Genomic DNA, 22,928 nt, shown 5'->3' on the forward strand with positions numbered 1-22,928 from the left:
GCTGGGCTTCGATCTTGCTGCGTCGGGCCCTCCTGAGCCGTGCCGCGGCGCCGCCTCGTGTCCATCCGGTAGACTGGGTGGCGCACCGCGCCGACCTGCTGCTGCGCATGGGGGAAGCGGACGGCGCGCGCCTGCTGGTCCAGTCGATCGACCAGCCATTCTACACGCCTCGCCTGATCGAGGTGGCGGCGCGAACCGCTCTCGCCACGGCCGATCCGGCAGCCTTGTGCCCGTTGGTCGAGCCGGCGGGGGCGTCCGGGACGGTGTGGACGCTGGCCGACGCGATGTGCGCTGCGCTGGAGGGAGAAGCGGCGCGGGCATCCGCCTTGGTCGACGATGCGCGCCGCGAGGGCGATATTCGGGGAATCGACTTGGCTTTGGCCGAGAGGGTGATCGGCGCCGGCGCCGAAGCTCGCCGCTCCGCAACTCTCGACTGGGAGCCGGTGGTCACGCTGAATGCGTGGCGTGTCGGCCTCGCGAGCGCCACCGGCGCCCCGATCCCCGATCGATTGCTTGACGCGAGCGCACCGGCGATGCGGGCCTGGCGGGCCCGGGCGCCGATGGTGCCGCTCGAGCAAAGGCTCGGCGCCGCCTCGGTCGCCGCCTCGCTCGGCGTCTTCTCGTCGCGATCCCTGGTTGAGATATATAGTTTGATGCTCGATCGGACCGACCCTGCCGAGGCGGCCGGAACCGTGGGCGCGCGGCTTCGCACAGCCTGGGCGGGGACCGATACGGGCGAGAAGATGGAGGCGATGCGAAGCCTCTGGCAGGAAGCGGACGGGCCTCACGAACAGCATGCGCGGCTGATCCTCACGGCCCGGGCGGCCGCGCGGATCCAGCCCTCGGCCGAGCACGGCGCCGATACCGCGAGGCTGATCGCCTCGATGCTGACGGCCGGACTTGATCGCGCCGCCGCGCGTTGGAGTGCGGTCGTAGAGGAAAGCGGCGATAGCCAGGCTTGGGCGCTGCTTGCCGTCGGCGCCCCCGATGGCTCGGTCGAGGTCGGCACCGGCTCCATCGAGACGTTCATCGAGGCCGATGAGGCCGACCGCCGGCGGGCGCAGATGCTGGTGGCGGCGCTCGCGGGCCTCGGCCGCTTGAACGAAGGCGACGCTTCCCGGCTCGCTTCGAATTTGGGACTCGCACTCGGGGGCACCGGTGGACGCTGGGCGCAGTCGCTCGATCGCGCTGCGCGCAATCGCGAGACCGGCACAGTGGCCCTCCTCGCCGCCGTCGGGATGCAGACCGCCGGCTGGCACGGCGTGCCCCCGGACCACTTGTTCCGCATCGTCCGCGCGTTGCGCACGGCGGGGCTCGAATATGAGGCGAGGATGATCGCCGCCGAGGCGATCGCGCGGTCGTGAGCGCGTCGGCGGACCGCCGGCTGGTCGATGCTTTTCTTGAAATGCTTGCGGCCGAAGCGGGCGCGGCGCGCAACACCTTGCTCGCCTACGAGCGCGACCTGATCGGCGCTTCCGAGCTGCTCGGGGGTGAATTGGGCGAGGCCTCTCCCGAAGCGCTTCGAAGGCTCGCGGAGGCCTGGATGCCGCTCAAGCGCTCGACGGTTGCCCGAAAGTCGGCGGCGCTTCGGCGCTTCTTCGGCTTCCTGCAGGACGAAGGTATTCGACCCGACGATCCCTCGCCCGCGCTGCCGCGGCCGGGCGCCGATCGCCCGCTGCCGAAGATCCTCGATCACCGGGCCGTCGACGCACTTTTCGCCGAGGTCGAACGCCGTAAGGCGGAGGGCGGTATCGCGGCCTTGCGACTGTCTGCACTGGTCGAACTGCTCTATGGCTCCGGCCTGCGCGCGACCGAGCTCGTCTCGCTTCCGCGCAACGCGGTCTCTCCCGACAAGCCCTTCCTGATCCTCAAGGGCAAAGGCGGTCGCGAGCGCCTGGTGCCGATCTCCGACCGCGCCCGCGCCGCTGTGTCCTCCTGGCTGGCCCAGGTTCCGCGCGATTCACCTTTCCTCTTCCCCTCCGGCCGCAAGCACCTCAGCAGGGTGCGGCTCCACCAGCTGATCAAGGCGCTCGCCGCCGATGCCGGCATTCCGCCCGAGCGGATCAGCCCGCACGTGCTGCGCCACGCCTTTGCGACCCATCTCCTCGAAGGCGGCGCCGATCTGCGCGCCGTACAGATGCTGCTCGGCCACGCCGACATAGCCACGACGCAGATTTACACCCACGTCGATTCACGGCGCCTGATCGACCTGGTGAACAGCCGTCACCCCTTGGCGGATTCCCGCTCCGTTGACGCGCGCCGGAAGCCGGCCTAACCCGCCCGGCTCATGCCGACCTTTCTCGATTTCGAAAAGCCGATAGCGGAGCTCGAAGCGCGGGTTGCAGAGCTGCGCGAGACCGCCTCGGCCGGCGAGCTCAACATCGAAGCTGAGATCCAGCGGCTCGAAGAGCGCGCCCAGCGCCTGCTGCGCGAGACCTATGCCAGGCTGACGCCCTGGCAGAAGACCCAGGTCGCGCGGCACCCCGAACGTCCGCACTTCAAGGATTACGTCGCCGCCCTCGTGGACGACTTCGTGCCGCTGGCCGGCGATCGCCATTTCGGCGAAGACCAGGCGATCGTCGGCGGCCTCGGCCGCTGGCGCGGCCGCAAGGTCGTTCTGATCGGCCATGAGAAAGGCGACGACACCGCCAGCCGGCTCAAGCACAATTTCGGGATGGCGCGGCCGGAAGGCTATCGAAAGGCGATCCGGTTGATGGACCTCGCCGACCGATTCGGCCTGCCTGTGGTGACCCTGGTCGATACGCCAGGCGCCTTTCCCGGCGTGCAGGCCGAAGAACGCGGCCAGGCGGAGGCGATCGCCCGCGCGACCGAACAATGCCTCGCTCTCGGCGTGCCGCTCGTCGCCGCCGTGGCCGGCGAAGGTGGCTCCGGCGGCGCGATCGCCATCGCCGCCGCCAATCGTGTGCTGATGCTCGAGAACAGCGTCTATTCGGTCATCTCGCCGGAAGGCTGCGCCTCGATCCTATGGCGCACCGCCGAGAAGGCGGCCGATGCAGCCGAAGCGATGCGAATCACCGCCGGGGATCTGCAGCAGCTCGGTCTCGTCGAACGGGTCATCCCTGAGCCGGTCGGCGGTGCCCACCGCAATCCCGCCGAAGCGATCGAGACGCTGGGCGCCGCCATTTCCGAGGAGCTCGAAGCCCTGGCGCCGCTTTCGCGGGAGGAGATACGCGCTCAGCGGCGGGCGAAGTTCCTGGCGGTCGGATAGCCGAGCCTTCCCCCGCCGCACGACGCGGGGAGAACGATCCTTATCCTCGTCCCAGCAGGTGATCGACGAGCTGCCCGAGCGTCCGAAAGCCGGACAGCCTCATCGCGCCCTTCTCTCCAGCCACGGCAGCCGGGACGAAGGCGTTGCCGAATCCGAGCTTGGCGGACTCCTTGAGACGCAGCGGGGCATGCGCCACGGGGCGCAGCTCGCCGGACAGAGCGACCTCGCCGAACGCAACCGTTTCCGCCGGCACGGGCCGCTCGGCCAGTGCCGAGACCAGGGCGGCCGCCACGGCAAGATCGGCGGCGGGGTCGGTGACGCGATAGCCGCCGGCGACGTTGAGATAGACTTCGGCGGTCGAGAAGCTCAAGCCGCAGCGTGCCTCGAGGACCGCGAGGATCATCGCCAGCCGCCCGGAATCCCAGCCGACCGCTGCACGGCGCGGCGTTGCGCCGCTGGCCAGGCGGACGGTCAGCGCCTGGATCTCGACGAGCACCGGCCGCGTGCCCTCCAGCGCCGGGAAGACCACGGCTCCCGGAACCGGCTCGCCACGATCGGTGAGGAACAGGGCGGACGGGTTGGCGACTTCCTCCAGCCCTTCCTCCGCCATGGCGAACACCCCGATCTCGTCGGTGCCGCCGAACCGGTTCTTGGCGGCACGAAGGATCCGGTACTGATGGCTGCGCTCGCCTTCAAAGCTCAGCACCGTATCGACCATATGCTCGAGGACGCGCGGCCCCGCGATCGCGCCGTCCTTGGTGACATGGCCCACCAAAACGATTGCCGCGCCGCTCTCCTTGGCGAAACGGATCAGCTCATGCGCCGAGGCACGAACCTGGCTCACGGTTCCGGGCGCGCCTTCGATCAGGTCGGAATACATGGTCTGGATCGAATCGATCACCACCATGGCGGGCGGCGCGGAGTCGGCCAAAGTGGTCAATATGTCACGGACCGAGGTCGCGGCGGCGAGACGCAGCGGAGCCGCGGCAAGACCCAGGCGGCGGGCGCGCAGGCGCACCTGATCGGCCGCTTCCTCGCCTGATATATAAGCAACGGCAAGTCCTTGCGACGCAACCTTCGCAGCCGCCTGGAGGAGCAACGTCGACTTGCCGATTCCAGGATCGCCGCCGATCAGGGTCGCCGACCCGGCGACAAGACCGCCGCCCAGCGCGCGGTCGAACTCGGCGATCCCGGTGCCGATCCGATCCGGCAGCCTGGTTTCCGCGTCGAGCCCGACCAGCTCGATCCGCCGTCCGCCGCCGCGAAGGTCGTGGCGCGCCGAAAAGGGGGTCACTACGCCCGCCTGGTCTTCCACCAGGCTGTTCCACTCGCCGCAGTCTGCGCACTGGCCGACCCAGCGGCTGCTCACCGATCCGCACAGCTGACAGACATATCGCTTCTTCGGCTTCGCCATAGCCGCGGAGGCTAGCGAAACGAAGCGTGAACATCCAGCGGAAATCGCGCATCGGGAACGACCGTCCCTTCCGCGGCATTATCGCTTCATCCAATCAAGCGAGGAGGCCGCCTTGTACGTCCAGATCAATACCGACAATCAGATCAAGAGCGACGCGGAGGCGAACGAGCGGCTGGAGCAGCGCATCCGCTCGCGGCTGCGCCGGTTCGAAAGGCGGCTGACCCATGTCGAGCTGCACGTCTCCGATATCAACGGCACCAAGGGCGGCGACGACAAGAGGGTGAGCCTGGAGGTTCGCCCGACGGGACACGACCCCATCGCCGTCCATGCGGATGCGCACCGCGTCGAGGACGCCGTATCGGTCGCGGCGGAAAAGGCGGCCCGCGCCCTCGATCACGCGCTGGGGCGGATCGCCGACGTGAGGGGGCGCTGATCTCCGCGGGCAGATCCGAGGTATCGCGACTTGGAGCAGCCCCGGCGTCGCTATAGCCCGGCGCCTCGCCGTCGGCTTGCCCTGCGCCATCCCGTTGGGCACAGCCGCCGGCGATGATCCGGGTTGCGAGCTACAACATGCGCAAGGCTATCGGCACCGATCGAAAGCGGCGGCCGGAGCGGACGATCGAGGTCCTCAACGAGCTCGATGCGGACGTCGTTGCCCTGCAGGAGGCCGACCGGCGGTTCGGCTCGCGCGCCAGCGCCGTGCCTCTCCACCTGATGGAAGAGCATAGCGACTACCGGCCGGTGCCCCTCGATATCCGAGCCGGCAGCATCGGCTGGCACGGCAATGCGCTGCTCGTGCGCAAGGGAGTCGAGGTGCTCGAGCGGCACCTCTTCCACCTGCCCTCGCTCGAGCCCCGTGGCGCGGTGCTGGCGGAGGTAGCGTTCGGCGGGATGCGGCTGCGCGTCGTCGGAATGCACCTCGACCTGTCCGGACTCTGGCGCCGCCGGCAGGCCCATGCCATCCTCGCCCACCTCGCCGAGCGCGAAGACAGGCTGCCGACGGTCCTGATGGGCGACCTCAACGAATGGAGCAGCCGAGGCGGCTGCCTGCGCGACTTCGCGACGCATCACCAGTTCGCCCCTTGCGGGCGCAGCTTCCACGCCCGCCGGCCGATCGCCCAACTGGACCGCATCATGGTGTCGCCGGACCTGGAGATCGTCGACAGCGGGGCGCATGACAGCGCGACCGCCCGGCGCGCCTCCGACCACCTTCCGGTATGGGCCCAGCTTCGGCCCGCGGCGGAGATTCAGCCGTTGCCGCCCTCGTCCGCCGGGACGTCCTCCGGCACGGGTTGGGCCGCAAGGCTGCGATCCTCGATCGCGAGCCAGTCGCGGAAAGGCAGGCGATAGATCATGTCCATCACCTCATATTCGATTCCGTTCGGTCGCGACGTCGCGCTGTTCCACAAAGCGACGATCCCGGCCCGCCGCTCGGGATCGAACATCATCATCGAACGATAGCCGCGCACGCCGCCATGGTGGCCGATGACGTTGCGGCCGGAATAATCGAGCACGCGCCAGCCGAGGCCATATGCCGAGCTCGTGGTCCGCTCTCGATACTTCCGGCGCCGTGAAGTCTCGCGCGGCGTGTTGACTCGCGGGGTCTGCACCGCCGCGATGACGGGTTCCGGCAGCACCTCTTGCGCCTGGCCCATCTGCGCCATCATCCAGAAAGCGAGATCCTCGATCGAGCCGTTGACTCCGCCTGCCGCCGGCACGCGATAATAGGAATCGGTGACCTCGACCGGGCGCGAATTGCGTCCGCCGACATGTGGGCGCGCCCAGCTGCGGGCGCGGAACAGGTCCTCTCGCGTGACGCTGGCGGTTCGCATCCCCAAGGGACCGAACAAACGCTCGCGCACCGCCTCCCCATAGCTTCGGCCGGTGACCCGCTCGACGATCTCGGAGGCGGCGTCATATGCGACGTTCTGATAGGCATGGCAGCTGCCGGGCGGGCAGATGCTGTCGAGGGTCGCGAGCGTTCCGCGCAGGTAGCGCGGGTCCCAGCCATCCTCCAGCTTGAGGTCGTAAGCATGGGCGAACAGGCCGAGCTGATGGGACAGCAGGTCCGAAACCGTCGCCGCCCTTTCGCTGCCGCCGGGAAGGCGCAGCGAGACGGCGTGAAGGCCTACCGGCTCCATCAGCGAGAGACGCTTCTCGTGGGCCAGGAGGGCGACCATGTCGGCGGCCACGCCCTTGGAAAGCGACGCCCAGCGGAAGACGGTCGACGTGGTCACCGGATCGCCGCTCCCGGCGATGGTCTCGCCATAGCCCTTGGCGAACCTGATCTCGCCATCCTCGACCACGGCGACGGCGAGCCCGACCATGGCCGGATCCTCCATCAGGGCCTGTAGCCGCAGGTCCAGCCTTCTATAGTCGACCAGGCTGGGGCGCTTCGCCTTGGCCTCGCCGACCACCAGCTCGAAGCGGGGCGGTCCGTCCTCGCGGGGGATCGGCGCAGCGCGGGTGAAGATCAGAGTGGCCGCCAAGGCCAGGCCGAGCAGACCGAGCCCGACCAGCATGAATGTGAACAGACGCCTCAGATACACGACACCGGTAGTCCAGCTCCTCCCCCGGCAGTTCCAATGCGGCTCCGGTTGTGCCGCTTTATCGCGGCCCGGCGGCGAATGACAGCGATTCGAACGTGTTCCGTCCTTCGCTCGACATCGACTCGGCTTGCTGTCAGGTTCCGCACCGATGCGGGAGAAAGAGCTTCGAATTGCGCTGGTCTGCTACGGGGGTATCAGCCTCGCCGTCTACATGCATGGTGTCACCAAGGAGATCTGGCGCCTCGCCAAGGCGAGCCGCGCCTTCACCGGCGGGGACGCTCGCGGGCCGGACAGCGAAGGAGTCTATCATGACCTGCTTCGCCGCATGGCCGAGCATGGCGAGACCGAGCTTCGCGTCCTCGTCGACATTCTCGCCGGGGCCAGTGCCGGAGGGATCAATGCCATCTTCCTCGCCCATGCCATTGCCGGCGGCCACTCGCTCGATCCCCTGACCGACCTCTGGCTCGAATCCGCCGATATCGACCGGCTGCTCGATCCCGAAGTGAGCTCCGTCTCGCGCTTCGCCAAATCGGCGGCGGTTCCCTTCGCCTGGGCCTTTTCGGCCCGCTCGGGGACGGTCGAGGAGACGGTCGAGCCGGCCCATCGCGCCGAGGTTCGCAGCAAGCTCGCCAATTTCGTCCGCGCTCGCTGGTTCGCGCCGCCGTTCGGCGGCCCGGCCTTCACCAACCTCATTCTCGACGCGTTCGACGCGATGGAGGCCGAGCCGAACGAAAGGCCCCTGCTCCCGGCTTCCCAGCCGCTCGACCTGTTCGTCACCGTCACCGACTTTCGCGGCCATCCAGTGCAATTGCGGCTGAACTCGCCGTCCGAAGTCACCGAGCGCGAGCATCGGATCACGCTCGCCTTCCATGACGCGCCGGGCGACGAACGGCAGCTCGGCGACGCGGTCGAGCTGACCTATGCCGCCCGCGCCACCGCCAGCTTCCCGGGCGCTTTCCCGCCCTTCACCGTCGGAGAGCTCGACGAGGTGCTGAAGCAGCGCGGCCGCAGCTGGCCGGGTCGCGACGCCTTCCTCGCCCGGGCGCTGCCGCGCCACGCCGCCCTCGGCGACGCCGAGGATGCGGTCCTGATCGACGGCTCCGTCCTTGCCAATGCGCCGTTCGGACCGGCGATCCGCGCGCTGGACCAGAGGCCGGCGCGACGCGAGGTGGATCGCCGTTTCGTCTATATCGATCCCAAGCCGGGCCTGAAGAGCGTGCGTCTGACCGGCGGAGGCGCGTCCGAACCGCCCGGCTTCTTTTCGACCATCATCGGCGCGCTTTCCGACATCCCGCGCGAGCAGCCGATCCGCGACAATCTCGAGGTGATCGAGCGGCTGTCCGGCCGAATCCGGCGCCTACGGCGGATCGTCGGAGCCATGCAGCCGGAGGTCGAGGCGGCGATCGAGGATGCCTTCGGCTCCACCTTCTTCCTGGTGCGGCCGACGCCGAAGCGGCTCGCGGCCTGGCGTGCCCGCGCCAACGAACTGGCGGCGAAGTCGGCCGGCTATGCCTACGCTTCCTACGCCCATCTCAAGATCGCGACGGTGGTGGAGGAAGCGGCCGACAGCGTCCTTCGCCTTGGCGGCCGCGAAAGCGGCGACCGGGTCGGGCGCGAGCAGGTCCGCGGGGCGATCTGGGCCTATGTCCGCAATCTCGGCCTGGTCGAACCCGGCGCGGTGTCGGCGCGAGGCGCGAGCCCCGAGGTGATCCGCTTCCTTCGCGACTTCGACGTCGGCTTCCGCACGCGGCGGCTTCGCTTCATCGCCAAGGGGGCAGCGCAGCTCATCGAGGATCGCGACGCGGCGGCGAAAGTGGGCGCGCTGCTCAACGATCTGCTCGAACGCTATCAGCGCCGCACCCCGGATCAGGTGGATGAACGGATCCGCCAGGCGCTCGCCGCCGCCGCGACCGAGCCGGCCGCCGCGATGGAGGCGCTGGCACGCCTGTGGGACCTGCGTCCGCTCGACGAGTTGACCGATCTTCAGCTGACCGAGACCATTTCCACGCTCGACAAGCCGGAGCGGCGGCGGCTGATCCTCTCCTATCTCGGCTACCCCTTCTACGACGTCGCCACGCTGCCGCTGCTGCAGGGCGAAGGACTGGACGAATTCGATCCGATCAAGGTCGACAGGATCTCGCCCGACGACGCGGTTGCGATCCGGGCCGGCGGGACGGCGGCGACCCTGAAGGGGATTCAGCTGAACAGCTTCGGTGCCTTCTTCAGCCGCGCCTATCGTGAGAATGACTATCTCTGGGGCCGCCTGCACGGTGCCGACCGGCTGGTGGACATCCTCCTGTCGACGCTGCCGGAGCCGAAGCGGCTCCCGCAGATCGAGGTGGCCGCGCTCAAGCGGCAGGCCTTCCGCGCCATCCTCGCCGATGAGAAGTCGCGCCTCGGCTGCATCGCCTCCCTGTTCGAGACGCTGGAGCGCGAGGTCGGCTGAACGCAATGCCCGCGACATGGCGGCAGGTCTGGACCTGCGCGGTTTTTTGAGAGAGGGAGGCGGGAACGTGGGAAAGGGCCTTTCATGCAGTTCCTGAAGACCCTGTTCTGGGTGATCCTAGCGGTGGTGCTGGTCCTGTTCGCCCATGCCAATTGGAACGTGGTGACGATCAGGCTCTGGGGCGGCCTCGCTGCGGACGTGAAGCTGCCGGTGCTGGTGATCGGCGCCTTCCTGCTTGGCTTCCTGCCCACACTCGTCCTCTATCGCGCCAGGATCTGGTCGCTGAAGCGCCGACTCGAGGCGCCGTCGCACGCCCATGTCGCCAACGCGCCCGGGCCGGTGGCGGCACGGCCTCCCGCGCCGGAGGCGGAGCGGCCGGACGCATGAGGGGACCCATCTTCGTCGCTCTCGATACCACCGATCCCGAACAGGCCCGGCGAATCGCCGGCGCGGTGCGCAACCATGTCGGCGGGATCAAGCTCGGCCTGGAATATTTCTGCGCCAACGGGCCCGAAGGCGTGCTGGCGATGGCGGACCTGGGGCTGCCGCTTTTCCTGGATCTCAAGCTGCACGACATACCCAATACGGTCGCCAAGGCGGTGCAGGCGCTGCATCCGCTCGCGCCGGCGGTGCTCACCGTCCACGCCGCCGGGGGCCGGGCGATGATGGAGGACGCCAAGGCGGCGGCGCCATCCGGCACGAAGGTGATCGGGGTATCGGTGCTCACCAGCCTGGATGCGCAGGATCTGGACACGGTCGGCGTGCGGCCGGACGTGCACGCTCAGGTCGAGCGGCTGACCGGGCTGGCGCGCGAGTCCGGCCTCGACGGGGTCGTCTGCTCGGGACGCGAGGTCGCCGCGGCGAAAGCGCTCTGGCCGGACGGCTTCTTCGTCGTGCCGGGGGTCCGCCCGGCCGATGGCGATCAGGCCGATCAGAAAAGGATCATCACCCCGCGCGAGGCGCTGGACAATGGCGCGTCGATCCTCGTCATCGGTCGGCCGATCACCCGGGCGGCCGCTCCGGACGAAGCGGCGCGAGCCATCGAAGCGACGCTCTAGCTCCGTTCCACGGGGAGGATTCTGGACTTCCCTCCGCCCGCGGCCTATCCGCCCCGCCAAGGAGCATGAGATGAGTTGGCTCAACCGGGTTCGCAACAAGATCCCCTTCCTTCCGAAGCGCGAGACTCCGGAAACGCTCTGGCACAAATGCCCGGAATGCGGCGCGATGGTCTTCCTCAAGGAATATGAGGAGAATCTGTTCGTCTGCCCGCGCTGCGAGCATCACGGCCGGATCGGTCCCCGCCTGCGTTTCGAGATGCTGATGGACCCGGGCTATACGGTCCTGCCGCCGCCGCAGGTCAGGGAAGACCCGCTCAAGTTCCGCGATTCAAAGCGCTATAGCGACCGTCTGAAAGCGGCACGCCAGTCGACCGGGGAGCCGGACGCCCTGCTCAACGCCCGCGGCGCGATCGACGGCAGGCGCGCGGTGGTGGGCGTCCAGGATTTCGCCTTCATGGGTGGGTCGATGGGCATGGCGGTCGGGGCGGCCTTCGTCGCCGGCGCGCGTGACGCCATCGCGAACAGGTGCCCCTACATCATCGTCACCGCCGCCGGCGGGGCGCGGATGCAGGAAGGCATATTGTCGCTGATGCAGATGCCGAAGACGACGGTGGCGATCGCGGAGCTCAGGGAAGCCGGCCTGCCCTACATCGTCATCCTGACCGATCCGACCACCGGGGGAGTCACGGCTTCCTACGCGATGCTCGGCGACGTCCACATCGCCGAGCCCGGCGCGTTGATCGGATTCGCCGGACAGCGGGTCATCGAATCGACGATCCGGGAGAAGCTGCCCGAGGGCTTTCAGCGCGCCGAATATCTGCTCGAGCACGGCATGGTCGACATGGTCGTCCACCGCCGGGACCTGCGAACGCGGGTGACGCTGCTGCTCGACTATCTGGCGCCCCAGCAGCAAGAGGCGGCGTGACGAGCCCCTCTCCCCTCCAGGGGAGAGGGTCGCCAGCAGGGACGTCGGGCGTCGCAAGCCTCGTCCCGGACCCCTCTTCCTGCCCCTCCCCTTTTCCGCGTCCCGGCGACGACGGCGGAAGGAACTGATCATGGACTCCGCCGTCTCCGCGGATCCCGAGGTCCAGCGTCAGCTCGACCGCCTGTCCCGGCTCGCGCCGGTCGTCGACGGGCTCGGCCTCGAACGCATCTCGATCCTGCTCGGCCGGCTCGGCCATCCCGAGCGTTCGCTGCCGCCCGTCCTCCACGTCGCCGGCACCAACGGCAAGGGCTCCACCTGCGCCTTCCTGCGCGCCGCGATCGAGGCGGCAGGCCTTACCGCCCATGTCTATACCAGCCCCCATCTCGTCCGCTTCAACGAGCGGATCCGGCTGTCCGGGCGCCTCATCGACGACCCCGCTCTCGCGGCCTATCTCGGCGAAACGCTCGACGCCGCGGCCGACATGGAACTGAGCTTCTTCGAGGCGACCACGGCCGCCGCCTTTCTCGCCTTTGCCCGCACTCCCGCCGATGCCCTGGTGCTCGAGGTCGGACTGGGCGGCCGGCTCGACGCGACCAACGTCGTCGAAGCCCCACTGGTGTGCGCAATCGCCCAGCTCGGGCTCGACCATGCCGCCTTCCTCGGCGACCGTCTCGAGCAGATCGCCGCCGAGAAAGCCGGGATCGCCAAGGCACGCGTGCCGCTGGTCACTCAGCACTATCCCGCGCGCGTTGCCGAGCAGGTGGCCCGAGCCGCCGCGGCGGCCGACGCCCCTTGGCTGCCGCGTGGCAGTCGGTGGGACGCGACCCTTCGGAGTGGGCGGATCCATTATGTCGACGCGCGCGGGGAGCTCGACCTGCCCGCCCCGCGCCTCCCCGGCGCGCACCAGGCGACAAACGCGGCACTCGCCGTGGCGATGCTCCGCCACCAGGACGTCCTCGCCATACCCGACTCGGCGCTCAAGGCGGCGATGGGCTGGACCGACTGGCCGGCGCGACTGCAGCTTCTCGCCCCCGGGCCGCTGCGAAGCCGGTTGCCTGCCGGCGCCGAACTCTGGCTCGACGGCGCCCACAACCCTTCCGCCGCGCGCGTGGTCGCCGATTTCTTCCGCGGCCGCCTGCCCCCGGGCCGTCCGTTCCACATCGTCCTCGGCCTGCTGTCCAACCGCGACGTCTCGGGCTTGCTGCGGCCGTTCCGCGGCCGCGCGATCATGCTCCACCCCGTCCCCGTGCCGGGTCACGACCATCACTCGCCGGAAGCCTTCGCCGCAGCCGCGCGCGAAGCGGGGTTCAGCGCGATGCCGGCCACCGGCGTCGAGGGGGCGCTGGATTGGATCGGCCGTCATACCGACCGGGAGCATCCGCCCGTCGTGCTGATCCTCGGCTCCCTCTACCTGGCGGGCGACGCGCTCCGGCGGAACGATCAGCTGCCGAATTGACTTCTATTCTGCGGGAAGGCCTTGGGCGTGCTCCGGCGCCACTACGCCCGACGCACGACCTTGGCGAATTTCGCGAATCCATTCGAGCACACACAGCACGACCGCGATCACGCCGATCAAGGCGGTGAAGACGAACACGAAATAGTATCCGCGCTCCTCGATCATCTGGCCGAGCGCGCCGCGACCCAGCGTTCCGACCAGCAGAGTCAGCGAGGCGAGCAGCGCATATTGCACCGCGCTGTACCCCTTGGCGACGATCGAGGAGAGCCAGGCGATATAGGCCGCGCCCGCAATTCCGATGGCGAGGTTCTCGCCGCCGATCGTGATCATCAGCCGGGCCAATCTCTCGCTGCCGCCGAACTGCTCGACCGCCCAGGTGAAGCCGATCGCATTGCTGACCGCGGACATGGTCGCCCCGCCCACGGCCAGGTCCGCGTAGAGCAGGTTGGTGGCCGCCGAGAGCGCTGCGCCCAGCGTCAAGGTCAGCATGCGACCGAGCACGACGATCAACCAGCCGCCCACCGCCAGCCCGAGGATGATCGCGCCGATGCCGAAGAACTTGGAGGCCAATGCGACCTCGTCGTTCGTGTAGCCGAGCTCGCCGAGGTAGAACGGATAGGCGAAGGTCCCCCAGATCGAATCGCAGATGCGATAAGTCAGCACCAGGGCGAGGATCAGCACCAACGACCAGCCCATCCGGCCGACGAACTCGACCAGCGGCAGCACCAGAGCGCGGTAGAAATGATCGGTCACCTGACCGGCGCGCGACTCCGGTCCGCCCCCCGCCGGGATCACGTGGCGCCCTTCGCGACGAAGCTTCACCAGCCAGGCGGCAACGAAGGCCGGCAGGACGATCGTGGCGATGACGATCAACGGCCCATAGGTGGCGGTGAACTCGGTCGGGTTGGGACGGTCCTCGGGCAGCGCGGTCATCGAGCGCACCATGAACACGAGAACGGTGCCGATCGCCCAGGCCCACAGCAGGCCCACGGCCAGAAGACCCCATTTGCGGATGTTCGGCAGCAATTCGCCGGGCTGGTAAAGCTCGTCGATATCGTCGCCCGCGGCGATGATCGTCCGAAACTTCCCGGCATCGGGCGCAAATAGCCCCACGATTCCGATCGCCAGCAGGATCATTCCCAGCATGACGTAGGTCTGCGGCCAGCCGATCCGCGCGGCGATGATCAGGCCGAGCGCCCCTCCGACGAGGGAGGAGAGGCGGAAACCCATCTGATACACCGTAGAGAGAATGTCGATCGTCGCCTCTTCGTCGGCGATGTCGATGCGCCAGGCGTTGATGGCGATGTCCTGGGTGGCGCTGGCGAAGGCTCCGATGCCCGCGAGCAGGCTGAACAGGCCGATCGCGCTCCTCGGGTCGAGCAGGCTCATCGTCATCAAGATGATTCCGAGCAGGAGCTGCGCGGGCGCGATCCACTGCTTGCGCTTCCCCAGCCGCCGCAGGACCGGAATGTCCACCTTGTCAACCAACGGCGACCATAGGAACTGGAACGAATAAGCGAGGCCAATGAGCGAGAAGACGCCCATCGTCTCGAGATCCACCTCGGCCTCGGTGAACCAGGCGTAGAGCGTGCCGAGGAACAGCGCGAAGGGCAGCCCCGAAGCGAATCCAAAAAGCGCCATGAAACCCGACTTCGGATTGCGCAGCGACCGCGCCAGGGTGCGCCAGCCGGGCCTCTTCGCTGCTGTCGTGACCATGGGTCGTTTCTCCTGCTCGCCTGGCCGCGAACCTAGCGCCTCATCGCGCCATTGCTAGGCCGATGAACGAAGCCGCGGTGGCTCGACGCGATCCCCTGGCGCGAGCGAAGGCCCGCGGCCAACGGGTTGATCATGTCGCTGCGAGACTCCAGTCATGCCGGGGGTGGCCGGCACTGAACCTCGGCACGCTCGAATCCGGCATCCGGCATTTCCATGACCAGGTCGAGTGAGCGCTGGCCTGAGCGAGTGGCGCCGGGGCGCCATGGCGCCATCACATGCCGCGATGCTTTCCCCCTCGGTGAAGGGCGGGCGTACGGCGCCGCCACCCGTTCACCAGAAGGGCCAACCGGAAGCCTTTTCCGGACATCCAGCTTTCCTCCGCATCCTGCTCCCGCCCGCCGCCGAGCGGGAGGTGCCGTGGAAGGCCGTGGGGGGACCGCCGCGGACGATGTCCTCTCCCAAATCCGGCCCCTTCGTTCGGGTGAGATCGTCAAAGCCTTTCTCTTCTTCTTGGGCGCAACGATAAAGGGTGGCCTTCGACGAGCTCAGGTCAAACGGGGAGAAGACCAGACAGACGCCGCTCGAAACCTGCCCGCCTCGCCTAGAACGGGTTGCCTTCGCCTTTTCCCCGGCACATCTTCTAGGCCGTAGACTCATTAGCTCGGAGCCACAGGCGTATTGAAGCGAGTTGGACCATGGCAAGGAAGTTGGCTGCGAGCTTGTCGTAGCGCGTAGCGACCCTGCGGAAGTGCTTCAGCTTGGAGAAGAACCGCTCGATCAGGTTGCGTTCGCGGTATAGGCGCTTGCTGAAGCACGATTTCCAGCGCCGGTTGCTCTTGGGCGGGATGTTGGGCGTGGCGCCCTGGTTCTGGATCAGCTCGCGGATGCGGTCGGCGTCGTAGGCTTTGTCAGCCAGCACGATGGTGCGCGGGCCGAGTTGGTCGAGCAGAGTATCCGCGATCTGCCCGTCGTGCGTCTGTCCTGCCGTCAGGCCGAGCCGGATCGGGAGGCCCTGCGCGTCGACGACGACGTGGATCTTGGTCGTGAGGCCGCCCCGTGATCGACCGAGACAGTGATCTGCACCCCCTTTTTTGCCGTCGCAGCCTGCCTGCTGGGCGCGAACGGAGGTGCTGTCAATCATCTGGATCTCGCCGTCGCGCGCGGCGGTGATGGCGTCCATCAGCCGGTCCCACACACCTGCCTTCCGCCATCGAACGAAGCGGTTGTAGCAGGTGGTGCGTGGGCCATAGCGCTCGGGCAGGTCTCGCCACGGCGCGCCAGACCGCAGAACCCAAAATATGCCGTTCAGCACGCGGCGGTCATCAACACGCGGCACGCCTCGCAGCTTGTTGGGCAGCAGCGGCTCGATCACGCGCCACTCGAAGTTTGTCAGATCGTATCGGCTCATGGCGAGCCCGAATCACACTCGAGCCCTTCGCGAAAGCGACTACTTGATGTAGCCTCGCGCCATGGCCTTCATGCGCATCGTTCTTGTAAGCGTCCTTGCTGCTGTTGCGGCTTGTGCTGTCGCGTCGCTGATCCTCTTCGGAAGCATTGAGCGAGCAAGCTTCATCCCCTTGATGTTCGCTGTGCCCGGTTCGCTTCTGCTCCTCGCGACTGCAGACGGGGCTCTGGCAGAACAAGGCCGTCCACTGATCTGGCGCTATGCCGCACTGGTTGCCATCGGCGTCGTCGGTGGCGGTCTGATGCTCGGCTTCATCTCCAGCGGCGACGGGAAGAATATTGCAATCGGCAGCTTCTATGGTCTGACCACCGCCCTGTGCTGGATCGCCTTGCACGTACTCACGCGCTCAAACGTGCGTTCCACCGTTAATGAGTTCACGACTTAGTCATGGACATGCCAACGCGGCAGCGCCCCACCGAGGGCCAGCTCCAGCTTGCCCGGCTGCTCGCCGGGGGTGAAGGCACGAAGGGCGATCGCGTCACCACCGTCCCGGCGAGCGTCTACACCGATCCGGTCCGCTTCGAGGCCGAGAAGGCAAGGCTGTTCGAGCGGATCCCGCAGGTGATCGCCCCGTCGGCGCTGCTGCCGGAGCCGAGCATGGCGGTGACGCATGACGGCTTCGGCCTGCCGCTGCTGCTGACCCGCGACAAGGAAGGGCGCGCCCACGTCTTCTGGAACGTCTGCCGCCATCGCGGTACCCGCCTGGTCGAGGCCGAGGACGTGCAACGCGCGGCCCGAATCACCTGTCCCTACCATGCCTGGACCTACAAGGCGGACGGAATGCTGGCGGCATTGCCGCGGCCCGATTCCTTCCCCGGGCTAGACAAGCAGGGGCATGGCCTGCGTGCCCTGCCCTCGCACGAGGCGGGCGGCCTTATCTGGTTCGCGCACGAGGGCGGCGACGACGCGGGCTTCGCCGACGCCGCGATGCTGGCGCCCGAGTTCGACGCTTTCGGCCTCGCCGGCCACCATCTCTACCGGCGCCGGCTCCACGATGTCGCCGCCAACTGGAAGCTGATCATGGATGCCTTCCTGGAAAGCTACCATGTCCAGCGCCTCCACGCATCGACCATCGCCCGCTTCTTCACCGACGGGATCACCGTCGCCGACATGATCGGCCGGCACCAGCGCTCGGCGGTCGGCCGCACCGATTATCTTGCGCGGATCGATCATGGCGACTGGCCGGCGCTTCGCTCGGCGATCACCTTCGCCTACCAGCTCTTCCCGGCGTCGATCCTGATAATGAGTCCGGATTATGTGAACCTGATGGTGCTGATGCCCCGGGGGGTAGGCCGAACCCTGGTCGAGGATTTCATGCTGATCCCCCAGGCGCCGCGCGATGCCGACGAGATCGAGCATTGGGACCGGAGCTGGACGTTGCTCGACGAGGGCGTGTTCGCCGGCGAGGATTATCGCGCCGCCGCGCTCGGACAGGAGGGCCTGTCTTCCGGCGCCCTCGACGAAGTTACCCTCGGCACGCTGGAAGCCGGCATCCGCCATTTCCACGACCAGGTGGAGCGGGCGCTGGCCGGACCCTGAGCGCCGAATCGAGCCTTTACGCCGGATGAATGGCCCCTCCGGCGGTGCGTTTCGTCTCATCGTCGGCCTCGTTTCGCCGCTGCGGCTGGAACGACCCGGCCCGCTTCCCGTCCTTGCCACGGTCATCCGCAGCCAAGACCAGACTGCGGACATTTTCCCCGGAAGGAAGGGAGTTGAGTCATGATCAAGAGTAAGAAACGGCGCCTGCTGGCGGCCGCCTTTGGGGGAGCCCTGATGATTGCCGGAGCGGCCGCGCCCGCGGCAGCGGCCGACTTCAGGGCGATGCTGAACGGAGACAATCTGCTGCCCGCCGGCGATTCCGATGGCTGGGGCCGGGCGAACATCGACATAGACGATGCCTTCGACCGGCTCTGCGTCGACCTCGAGGTGCGAAGCGTTGCCGACGTCACGTCCGTGCAGCTCCTGCGCGGCAAACCGGGCGAGGGCTCGCCGGTGCTCAATCTCGATACGCCGGACGACGATAATGACGAGGACGATTGCGACCGGATCGGCGACACGCTCGCCGACGAGATCCGCGCCAATCCCGGTGAATTCTACGTCGAGGTGAAAACGGCCGAGCATCCGCACGGGGCGATACGCGGCCAGCTCGTGCCGAGCGCCAGCTGATCCGGCGGGTCGGGCATCCGCCCGTCGCACGAAGATCCCTCTCCCCCGCCTCGGGGGAGGGGGATCAGGCCGCTTCGAACAGGGCCAGTTGCGACGGCAATTTCTTCAGCCGCTTGCCCTGCAGATGGGCGTCGAGCGCATCGAGCGCTCCCTTGAGCACCTTGTCCGAATAGGGCTTTGACAGGCAGCCGAGGCCGAGCGGCCTGGCCTCGTCGGTGCAATGGGCCGTGACGAACAGGACCGGCACGCCGCGCTCGCGGGCGACCCGCGCGACGTCGGTGCCGTCCCCTTCCCCGGCCAGCCTGATATCGGTGAGGACGAGGTCGAGCGGCTCCGTCTCGATGACCTCACGTGCGGCAGCCAGCGTGTCGACCGTTGCGGCTACCTCATAGCCGGCATCCTTGAGCATATACTCATTGTCGAACGCGACCAGCGGCTCGTCCTCGACCACCAGGATCCGCTTTATGATCCTGTTGCGCTTGCCGAAGATCATGTTCGTTCCGATCCTCCCCTTTTCCGTCGATCCGAATGCGTAACGAAGCAGCGGCTCGCCGGTGCCGTTGCCCCGTGCGCCCGGGCGCGAATAAACTTCAGGCCGTCCATCCTGACCGGGCCGCCGCCTGCCGCCTTTGCGAACCGGGCCGCGCGCCGTAAGGGACGCGGGCGGCCGGCGGATCGTCGGCGGCCGCCGGATTCGACGGAGAATCGACCTGCCGCCTTCCAGCGACACGCAGCGTATCGCCAAGCTGCTCGCCCGTGCCGGCATCGCCTCGCGTCGCGAGGTGGAACGGATGATCGCCGACGGCCGGGTGGCGATCGGCGGGCAGATTGTCGAAACGCCGGCGACCCTGATCGCCTCGCTCCACGGCGTGACGGTCGACGGAAAGCCGGTGAGCGCGCCCTCGCCTGCCAGGCTGTTCCGGTTCCACAAGCCGGCCGGACTGCTCACCACCGAGCGCGACCCCAAGGGGCGGCCGACCATCTACGACCGATTGCCGCAGGGCCTGCCGCGGCTGATGCCGGTCGGGCGGCTGGACATGAACACCGAGGGGCTGCTGCTCCTTACCACCGACGGCGGCCTGAAGCGCCAGCTCGAACTGCCCGCGACGGGGGTCGAGCGCACCTACCGCGCCCGCGCCTTCGGCGACATCAGCCAGGAACGGCTCGAGGAGCTCATCGAGGGTATCGAGATCGAAGGGGTCCGATACGGCCCGATCGACGCCAATCTGGAACGGCGGACCGGCCGTAACCAATGGATCGAGCTCAGGCTCAGAGAGGGAAAGAATCGCGAGGTGCGCAGGGTGCTTGAGCATCTCGGGCTCCAGGTCTCGCGCCTGATCCGCACCGCCTACGGTCCCTTCGCCCTTGCGGACCTCCCGCCCGGGGCCGTCGACGAGGTCCGCCAGCACGATCTGGTGGCGTTCAAGAAGACGCTGTCCAGTTCCTCTCCAACCATGGCCGCCGACGCGACGCGCCCCTCCTCGCCTCTCAGAGGACCGACCCGAACGCCGAATTCCGCTGCGCATCAGCCGCCGGCGAAGCGTGGCGGCGGAGCCGCGCGACCAGCCTCTCGCCGGCCTCCCGAGGCCGGCCGCAATCCTGCCGACCGGCATGATCGCTCGAAACCGTCGACCGCCCGGCAAAGTGCCGGCGCAGGTTCGGCCGTTTCTCCCCGGCCGGCTCGGCGAAAGGGTGCGCCCGCCGGTTCGGACGCCGCACGTTCGGGTCCTGAGCCGGGGCGGACCGCACGGCGCGTCGTCGCGGGGCCGGCCGCGCGACGGTCCGATGAGCAGGCGCGCTCCGCCCAGCGGACTGCCGTCGGGTCCGGGCAAGGACGGCCAGGCAAGCGCACGCACGCCGCGCAGGGGGCCGCCGCCGGTTCCGGGGAGCGTCGGGCGGACAAGGAGAACCGCGCCGCCCAGCGGCTCGAGCCTGGATCCGGGCAGCGACGGCCCGACAAGCAAGGCCGCGCCGGCCCCCGTTCTGCGGCCGGACCTCGGCAGCGTGACGAGCAGGCGCGAGCCGCCCCGCGGCCCGCGGCCGGGTCCCGGCGACCTGATGAGCAGGCGCGAGCCGCCCCGCGGCCCGCGGCCGGGTCCCGGCGACCTGATGAGCAGGCGCGAGCCGCCCCGCGGCCCGCGGCCGGGTCCCGGCGACCTGCTCATCCCGGGCGAAGGCCGGGGAGGAAGGGGAAGTGAGAATCATCGCCGGCGCGTGGCGCGGGCGGGTGATCGAAGCGCCGCTCGGCCAGGCCACCCGCCCGACCAGCGATCGCGCCCGCGAAGGGCTCTTCTCGATGCTGCTCAGCCGGATCGGCAGCTTCGAGGGCCTCCAGGTAGCGGACCTGTTCGCCGGAACCGGCGCGCTCGGCCTCGAGGCGCTGTCCCGCGGCGCTGAATCCTGCCTCTTCGTCGAGAAGGATCGCGCCGCCGTCGACACGATCCGACGCAATGCGTCGCGGCTCGGGGCGGAAGGCCGTGCCGAGTTGCGGGCGCAAGCGGTCGAACATGCCGCGCCACCGGCCCGTCCCCGCGACCTCGTCTTCATGGACCCGCCTTACGGCACCGGCCTCGCCCAATCGGCGCTCGACACGATCGCCGGCGGCGGCTGGCTGGCCGGGGGCGCCTGGGTCAGCCTCGAGATCGCGCGGGAGGAAATCGTTGTCCCGCAACCGTTGGCCATCGAAGCCGACCGCCGCTTCGGCAAGGCGCGGATATTGCTGCTGAGGGCTCAGCCGGGATAGCGCTCGAATTCCGGCAGCGCGTGCAGGCTCGTCACCCAGCCGATCCGTTCCGCGACCTGGACGTGGAGTTGCGGCGCCAGCGCCTCCGGATCGTCAAGCGTCGCGGTCTGCACGTCGACCAGCCCCGGCAGCACCGCCTCGTTGACATAGTATAGGCCGGTTCCGCACCGGCCGCAGAAGGCGCGCGTCGCATGCTCCGACGATCGATAGGTTTGCGGCTCGCCCGTCACCTTGAAGTCCTCGCGCTTCACCGCCGCCCAGGCGACCATCGGCGCGCCGGCGCAGGTCCGGCAGTCCCGACAATGGCAGAGGCTGTGATGAACCACTTGCGAAGGCATTTCGTAGCGCACTCCGCCGCAATGGCAGCCACCCTGCAGCATCTTGTGGTCTCCTTTCGTTCCGGGACCATTTCTGCCATGGTCCCGCATCGCGTTCAAGCGCGAACGTTCAGGCGAGCGCCGGCCGCGATCTCAGCAGCGCCATCGCGGTGGCACTGATCGCGGCCGCCCCCGCAAGGTAGAGGCCGACATAGAAAAGACCGCCTTGGGTAACGAGCGCCTGCGCCGCGATCGGTGCCAGCGCGCCGCCCATGATCCCGCCGACGTTGAACGAGATGGACGCGCCGGAATAGCGCACCCGCGCCGGAAACAGGTCGGGCAGATAGGTGCCGAGCGGGCCGTAAAGGATGCCGGCGGTGAATTGCGACAGGATCAGGTAGAGCCAGATCAGAGCGATCGAGCCGCTGTCGAACAACGGCGCCATCAGCAGGCCGACGATGGCGGCGAGCCCGCAGCCGCCGATCAGCACCGATTTGGCGCTGCTGGCGTCGGACGCCCAGCCGGCGAGCAGGATGGCAAAGGCGAAGAACAAGGCGGCGACGAGCTGGGCCTGAAGGAAGGCGTCGCGGTCGATGCCGAGCGCGGTCGTGCCATGGCCGAGGGCGAAGGCGGTCGAGAGATAGAAGACGGCGAAGCAGGCGATGACCGCGAACATGCCGGCGATCGTCGGGCCGGCATGGCGCGCGAACAGCTCGCCGAGCGGCACCCGGGGCGGGGGTGCTTCCTCCAGCGCGGCGGCGAAGGCGGGGGTCTCGCTGAGCTTCAGGCGCACCCACAGCCCCACAGCGACCAGGACGATGCTGAGCAGGAACGGGATCCGCCAACCCCAGGCGACGAACTGCGTTTCGGTGAGCAGCCCGTCGAGCAGCAGGAACAGGCCGTTGGCCGCGAGGAATCCGATCGGCGCGCCGAGCTGCGGGAACATGCCGAAGCGCGCGCGATGGCCGGGCGGCGCATTTTCCACCGCCAGCAAGGCCGCGCCGCCCCATTCGCCGCCCAGGCCGAGTCCCTGGCCGAAGCGCAGGATGCACAGCAGCAGCGGCGCGACCCAGCCGGCCGTCTCGTAGGTCGGCAGGAAGGCGATCAGCAGGGTCGATCCGCCCATCAGCATCAGCGAGGCGACGAGGGTCGACTTGCGGCCGATCCGGTCGCCGAAATGACCGAAGACGGCGGCGCCGATCGGCCGCGCGATGAACGCCACGCCCAGGCTGGCATAAGCGGCGAGCAGCTGCGCCGATGCCGATTCCGCGGGGAAGAAGAGCGGTCCGAACACCAAGGCGGCGGCGGTCGCGTAGATGTAGAAATCGTAGAACTCGACCGACGTGCCCACCAGGCTCGCCGTCAGCACCCGCGCATTCGACCGGTAGGCGTTGGCCATGACTCCTCCCCTGCCGCTTGGGTGGCTTAGGCCGCCAGCATGGTC

The 22,928-nt window shown here is 68.5% G+C and carries 21 protein-coding genes and 1 pseudogene; 15 read left to right on the forward strand and 7 right to left on the reverse strand.

All coding sequences use genetic code 11. The features are described from left to right. The 3 genes from EKM57_RS16975 to EKM57_RS16985 form a co-directional block, all read left to right on the forward strand. A partial coding sequence (locus EKM57_RS16975; RefSeq protein WP_243451107.1) for a hypothetical protein occupies nt 1–1,364 on the forward strand: 1,364 nt, incomplete at its 5' end. Continuing rightward, entirely contained in the window at nt 1,361–2,275 is a 915-nt protein-coding gene (locus EKM57_RS16980) for a tyrosine recombinase (protein ID WP_256386911.1), read from the forward strand. The genes EKM57_RS16975 and EKM57_RS16980, both read left to right, overlap by 4 nt. Nucleotides 2,276–2,287: 12 nt before the next feature. Next, entirely contained in the window at nt 2,288–3,229 is a 942-nt protein-coding gene (locus tag EKM57_RS16985; protein ID WP_129793723.1) for an acetyl-CoA carboxylase carboxyltransferase subunit alpha, read from the forward strand. Nucleotides 3,230–3,269: 40 nt separating this feature from the next. Here the strand turns inward: EKM57_RS16985 and radA are convergent, their stop codons facing one another. Continuing rightward, the gene (gene radA, locus EKM57_RS16990) at nt 3,270–4,643 is read right to left on the reverse strand and encodes a DNA repair protein RadA (protein ID WP_129793724.1); all 1,374 of its coding nucleotides are present in this window, start codon (nt 4,641–4,643) and stop codon (nt 3,270–3,272) included. Nucleotides 4,644–4,755: 112 nt separating this feature from the next. Between radA and EKM57_RS16995 the strand changes: the two genes are divergently transcribed. Together EKM57_RS16995 and EKM57_RS17000 are read left to right on the forward strand one after the other, a co-directional pair. Continuing rightward, nucleotides 4,756–5,076, forward strand: coding sequence for an HPF/RaiA family ribosome-associated protein (locus EKM57_RS16995; RefSeq protein ID WP_165357517.1), 321 nt, complete (start codon nt 4,756–4,758; stop codon nt 5,074–5,076). Nucleotides 5,077–5,189: 113 nt separating this feature from the next. Next, nucleotides 5,190–5,993, forward strand: a complete 804-nt coding sequence (locus tag EKM57_RS17000; protein ID WP_129793726.1) for an endonuclease/exonuclease/phosphatase family protein — start codon at nt 5,190–5,192, stop codon at nt 5,991–5,993. Here EKM57_RS17000 and EKM57_RS17005 read toward each other — a convergent pair. Further along, the gene (locus tag EKM57_RS17005; RefSeq protein ID WP_206185479.1) at nt 5,891–7,165 is read right to left on the reverse strand and encodes a serine hydrolase; all 1,275 of its coding nucleotides are present in this window, start codon (nt 7,163–7,165) and stop codon (nt 5,891–5,893) included. The two genes, EKM57_RS17000 and EKM57_RS17005, sit on opposite strands and share 103 nt — an antisense overlap. Before the next feature lie 175 nt (nt 7,166–7,340). On the opposite strand from EKM57_RS17005, the gene EKM57_RS17010 reads away from it, so the two are divergent. The 5 genes from EKM57_RS17010 to EKM57_RS17030 all read left to right on the forward strand — a co-directional run bounded on the left by EKM57_RS17010 (nt 7,341) and on the right by EKM57_RS17030 (nt 13,077). Beyond that, on the forward strand, nt 7,341–9,638 hold the full coding sequence (locus EKM57_RS17010; RefSeq protein WP_129793728.1) for a patatin-like protein: 2,298 nt from the start codon (nt 7,341–7,343) through the stop codon (nt 9,636–9,638). A gap of 84 nt (nt 9,639–9,722) precedes the next feature. Continuing rightward, the gene (locus EKM57_RS17015; RefSeq protein ID WP_129793729.1) at nt 9,723–10,025 is read left to right on the forward strand and encodes a hypothetical protein; all 303 of its coding nucleotides are present in this window, start codon (nt 9,723–9,725) and stop codon (nt 10,023–10,025) included. Continuing rightward, complete coding sequence (pyrF, locus tag EKM57_RS17020; protein WP_129793730.1) at nt 10,022–10,696, forward strand: orotidine-5'-phosphate decarboxylase; 675 nt, start codon at nt 10,022–10,024, stop codon at nt 10,694–10,696. The genes EKM57_RS17015 and pyrF overlap by 4 nt, the downstream gene beginning before the upstream one ends. A gap of 70 nt (nt 10,697–10,766) precedes the next feature. Then, nucleotides 10,767–11,621 (forward strand): acetyl-CoA carboxylase, carboxyltransferase subunit beta, encoded by an 855-nt coding sequence (gene accD, locus EKM57_RS17025; RefSeq protein WP_129793731.1) that lies wholly within the window; start codon nt 10,767–10,769, stop codon nt 11,619–11,621. 127 nt (nt 11,622–11,748) lie between these two features. Further along, nucleotides 11,749–13,077: a folylpolyglutamate synthase/dihydrofolate synthase family protein gene (locus EKM57_RS17030; RefSeq protein WP_206185487.1), complete on the forward strand. Its 1,329-nt coding sequence runs from the start codon at nt 11,749–11,751 to the stop codon at nt 13,075–13,077. Between the two features lie 3 nt (nt 13,078–13,080). On the opposite strand, the gene EKM57_RS17035 is transcribed toward EKM57_RS17030, so the two are convergent. Beyond that, nucleotides 13,081–14,793, reverse strand: coding sequence for an MFS transporter (locus EKM57_RS17035; RefSeq protein ID WP_129793733.1), 1,713 nt, complete (start codon nt 14,791–14,793; stop codon nt 13,081–13,083). Between the two features lie 640 nt (nt 14,794–15,433). Further along, nucleotides 15,434–16,201, reverse strand: a complete 768-nt coding sequence (locus EKM57_RS17040; protein WP_129793734.1) for an IS5 family transposase — start codon at nt 16,199–16,201, stop codon at nt 15,434–15,436. A 61-nt stretch (nt 16,202–16,262) separates the two neighbouring features. Between EKM57_RS17040 and EKM57_RS17045 the strand changes: the two genes are divergently transcribed. The 3 genes from EKM57_RS17045 (at nt 16,263) to EKM57_RS17055 (ending at nt 18,424) form a co-directional block, all read left to right on the forward strand. Then, on the forward strand, nt 16,263–16,643 hold the full coding sequence (locus EKM57_RS17045) for a hypothetical protein (protein ID WP_165357518.1): 381 nt from the start codon (nt 16,263–16,265) through the stop codon (nt 16,641–16,643). 2 nt (nt 16,644–16,645) lie between these two features. Then, nucleotides 16,646–17,797 (forward strand): aromatic ring-hydroxylating dioxygenase subunit alpha, encoded by a 1,152-nt coding sequence (locus EKM57_RS17050; RefSeq protein WP_129793736.1) that lies wholly within the window; start codon nt 16,646–16,648, stop codon nt 17,795–17,797. Nucleotides 17,798–17,977: 180 nt separating this feature from the next. Continuing rightward, on the forward strand, nt 17,978–18,424 hold the full coding sequence (locus tag EKM57_RS17055) for a CHRD domain-containing protein (protein WP_129793737.1): 447 nt from the start codon (nt 17,978–17,980) through the stop codon (nt 18,422–18,424). A gap of 64 nt (nt 18,425–18,488) precedes the next feature. Here EKM57_RS17055 and EKM57_RS17060 read toward each other — a convergent pair whose 3' ends face one another. Further along, nucleotides 18,489–18,917, reverse strand: coding sequence for a response regulator (locus EKM57_RS17060; RefSeq protein WP_129793853.1), 429 nt, complete (start codon nt 18,915–18,917; stop codon nt 18,489–18,491). A gap of 90 nt (nt 18,918–19,007) precedes the next feature. Between EKM57_RS17060 and EKM57_RS22805 the strand changes: the two are divergent. Together EKM57_RS22805 and rsmD are read left to right on the forward strand one after the other, a co-directional pair. Continuing rightward, nucleotides 19,008–19,869 (forward strand): annotated as a pseudogene (locus tag EKM57_RS22805) (pseudouridine synthase); the annotation flags it as partial. 749 nt (nt 19,870–20,618) lie between these two features. Next, nucleotides 20,619–21,167, forward strand: a complete 549-nt coding sequence (gene rsmD, locus EKM57_RS17070; protein ID WP_129793738.1) for a 16S rRNA (guanine(966)-N(2))-methyltransferase RsmD — start codon at nt 20,619–20,621, stop codon at nt 21,165–21,167. Here the strand turns inward: rsmD and EKM57_RS17075 are convergent. Beyond that, complete coding sequence (locus EKM57_RS17075) at nt 21,155–21,547, reverse strand: GFA family protein (protein ID WP_129793739.1); 393 nt, start codon at nt 21,545–21,547, stop codon at nt 21,155–21,157. The genes rsmD and EKM57_RS17075 overlap by 13 nt on opposite strands. 67 nt (nt 21,548–21,614) lie before the next feature. Continuing rightward, nucleotides 21,615–22,883, reverse strand: coding sequence for an MFS transporter (locus EKM57_RS17080; RefSeq protein WP_129793740.1), 1,269 nt, complete (start codon nt 22,881–22,883; stop codon nt 21,615–21,617). Nucleotides 22,884–22,928 lie beyond the last annotated feature (45 nt).

It is taken from the genome of Sphingosinicella sp. CPCC 101087 (assembly GCF_004151485.1).
Classification (GTDB): Bacteria; Pseudomonadota; Alphaproteobacteria; order Sphingomonadales; family Sphingomonadaceae; genus Allosphingosinicella.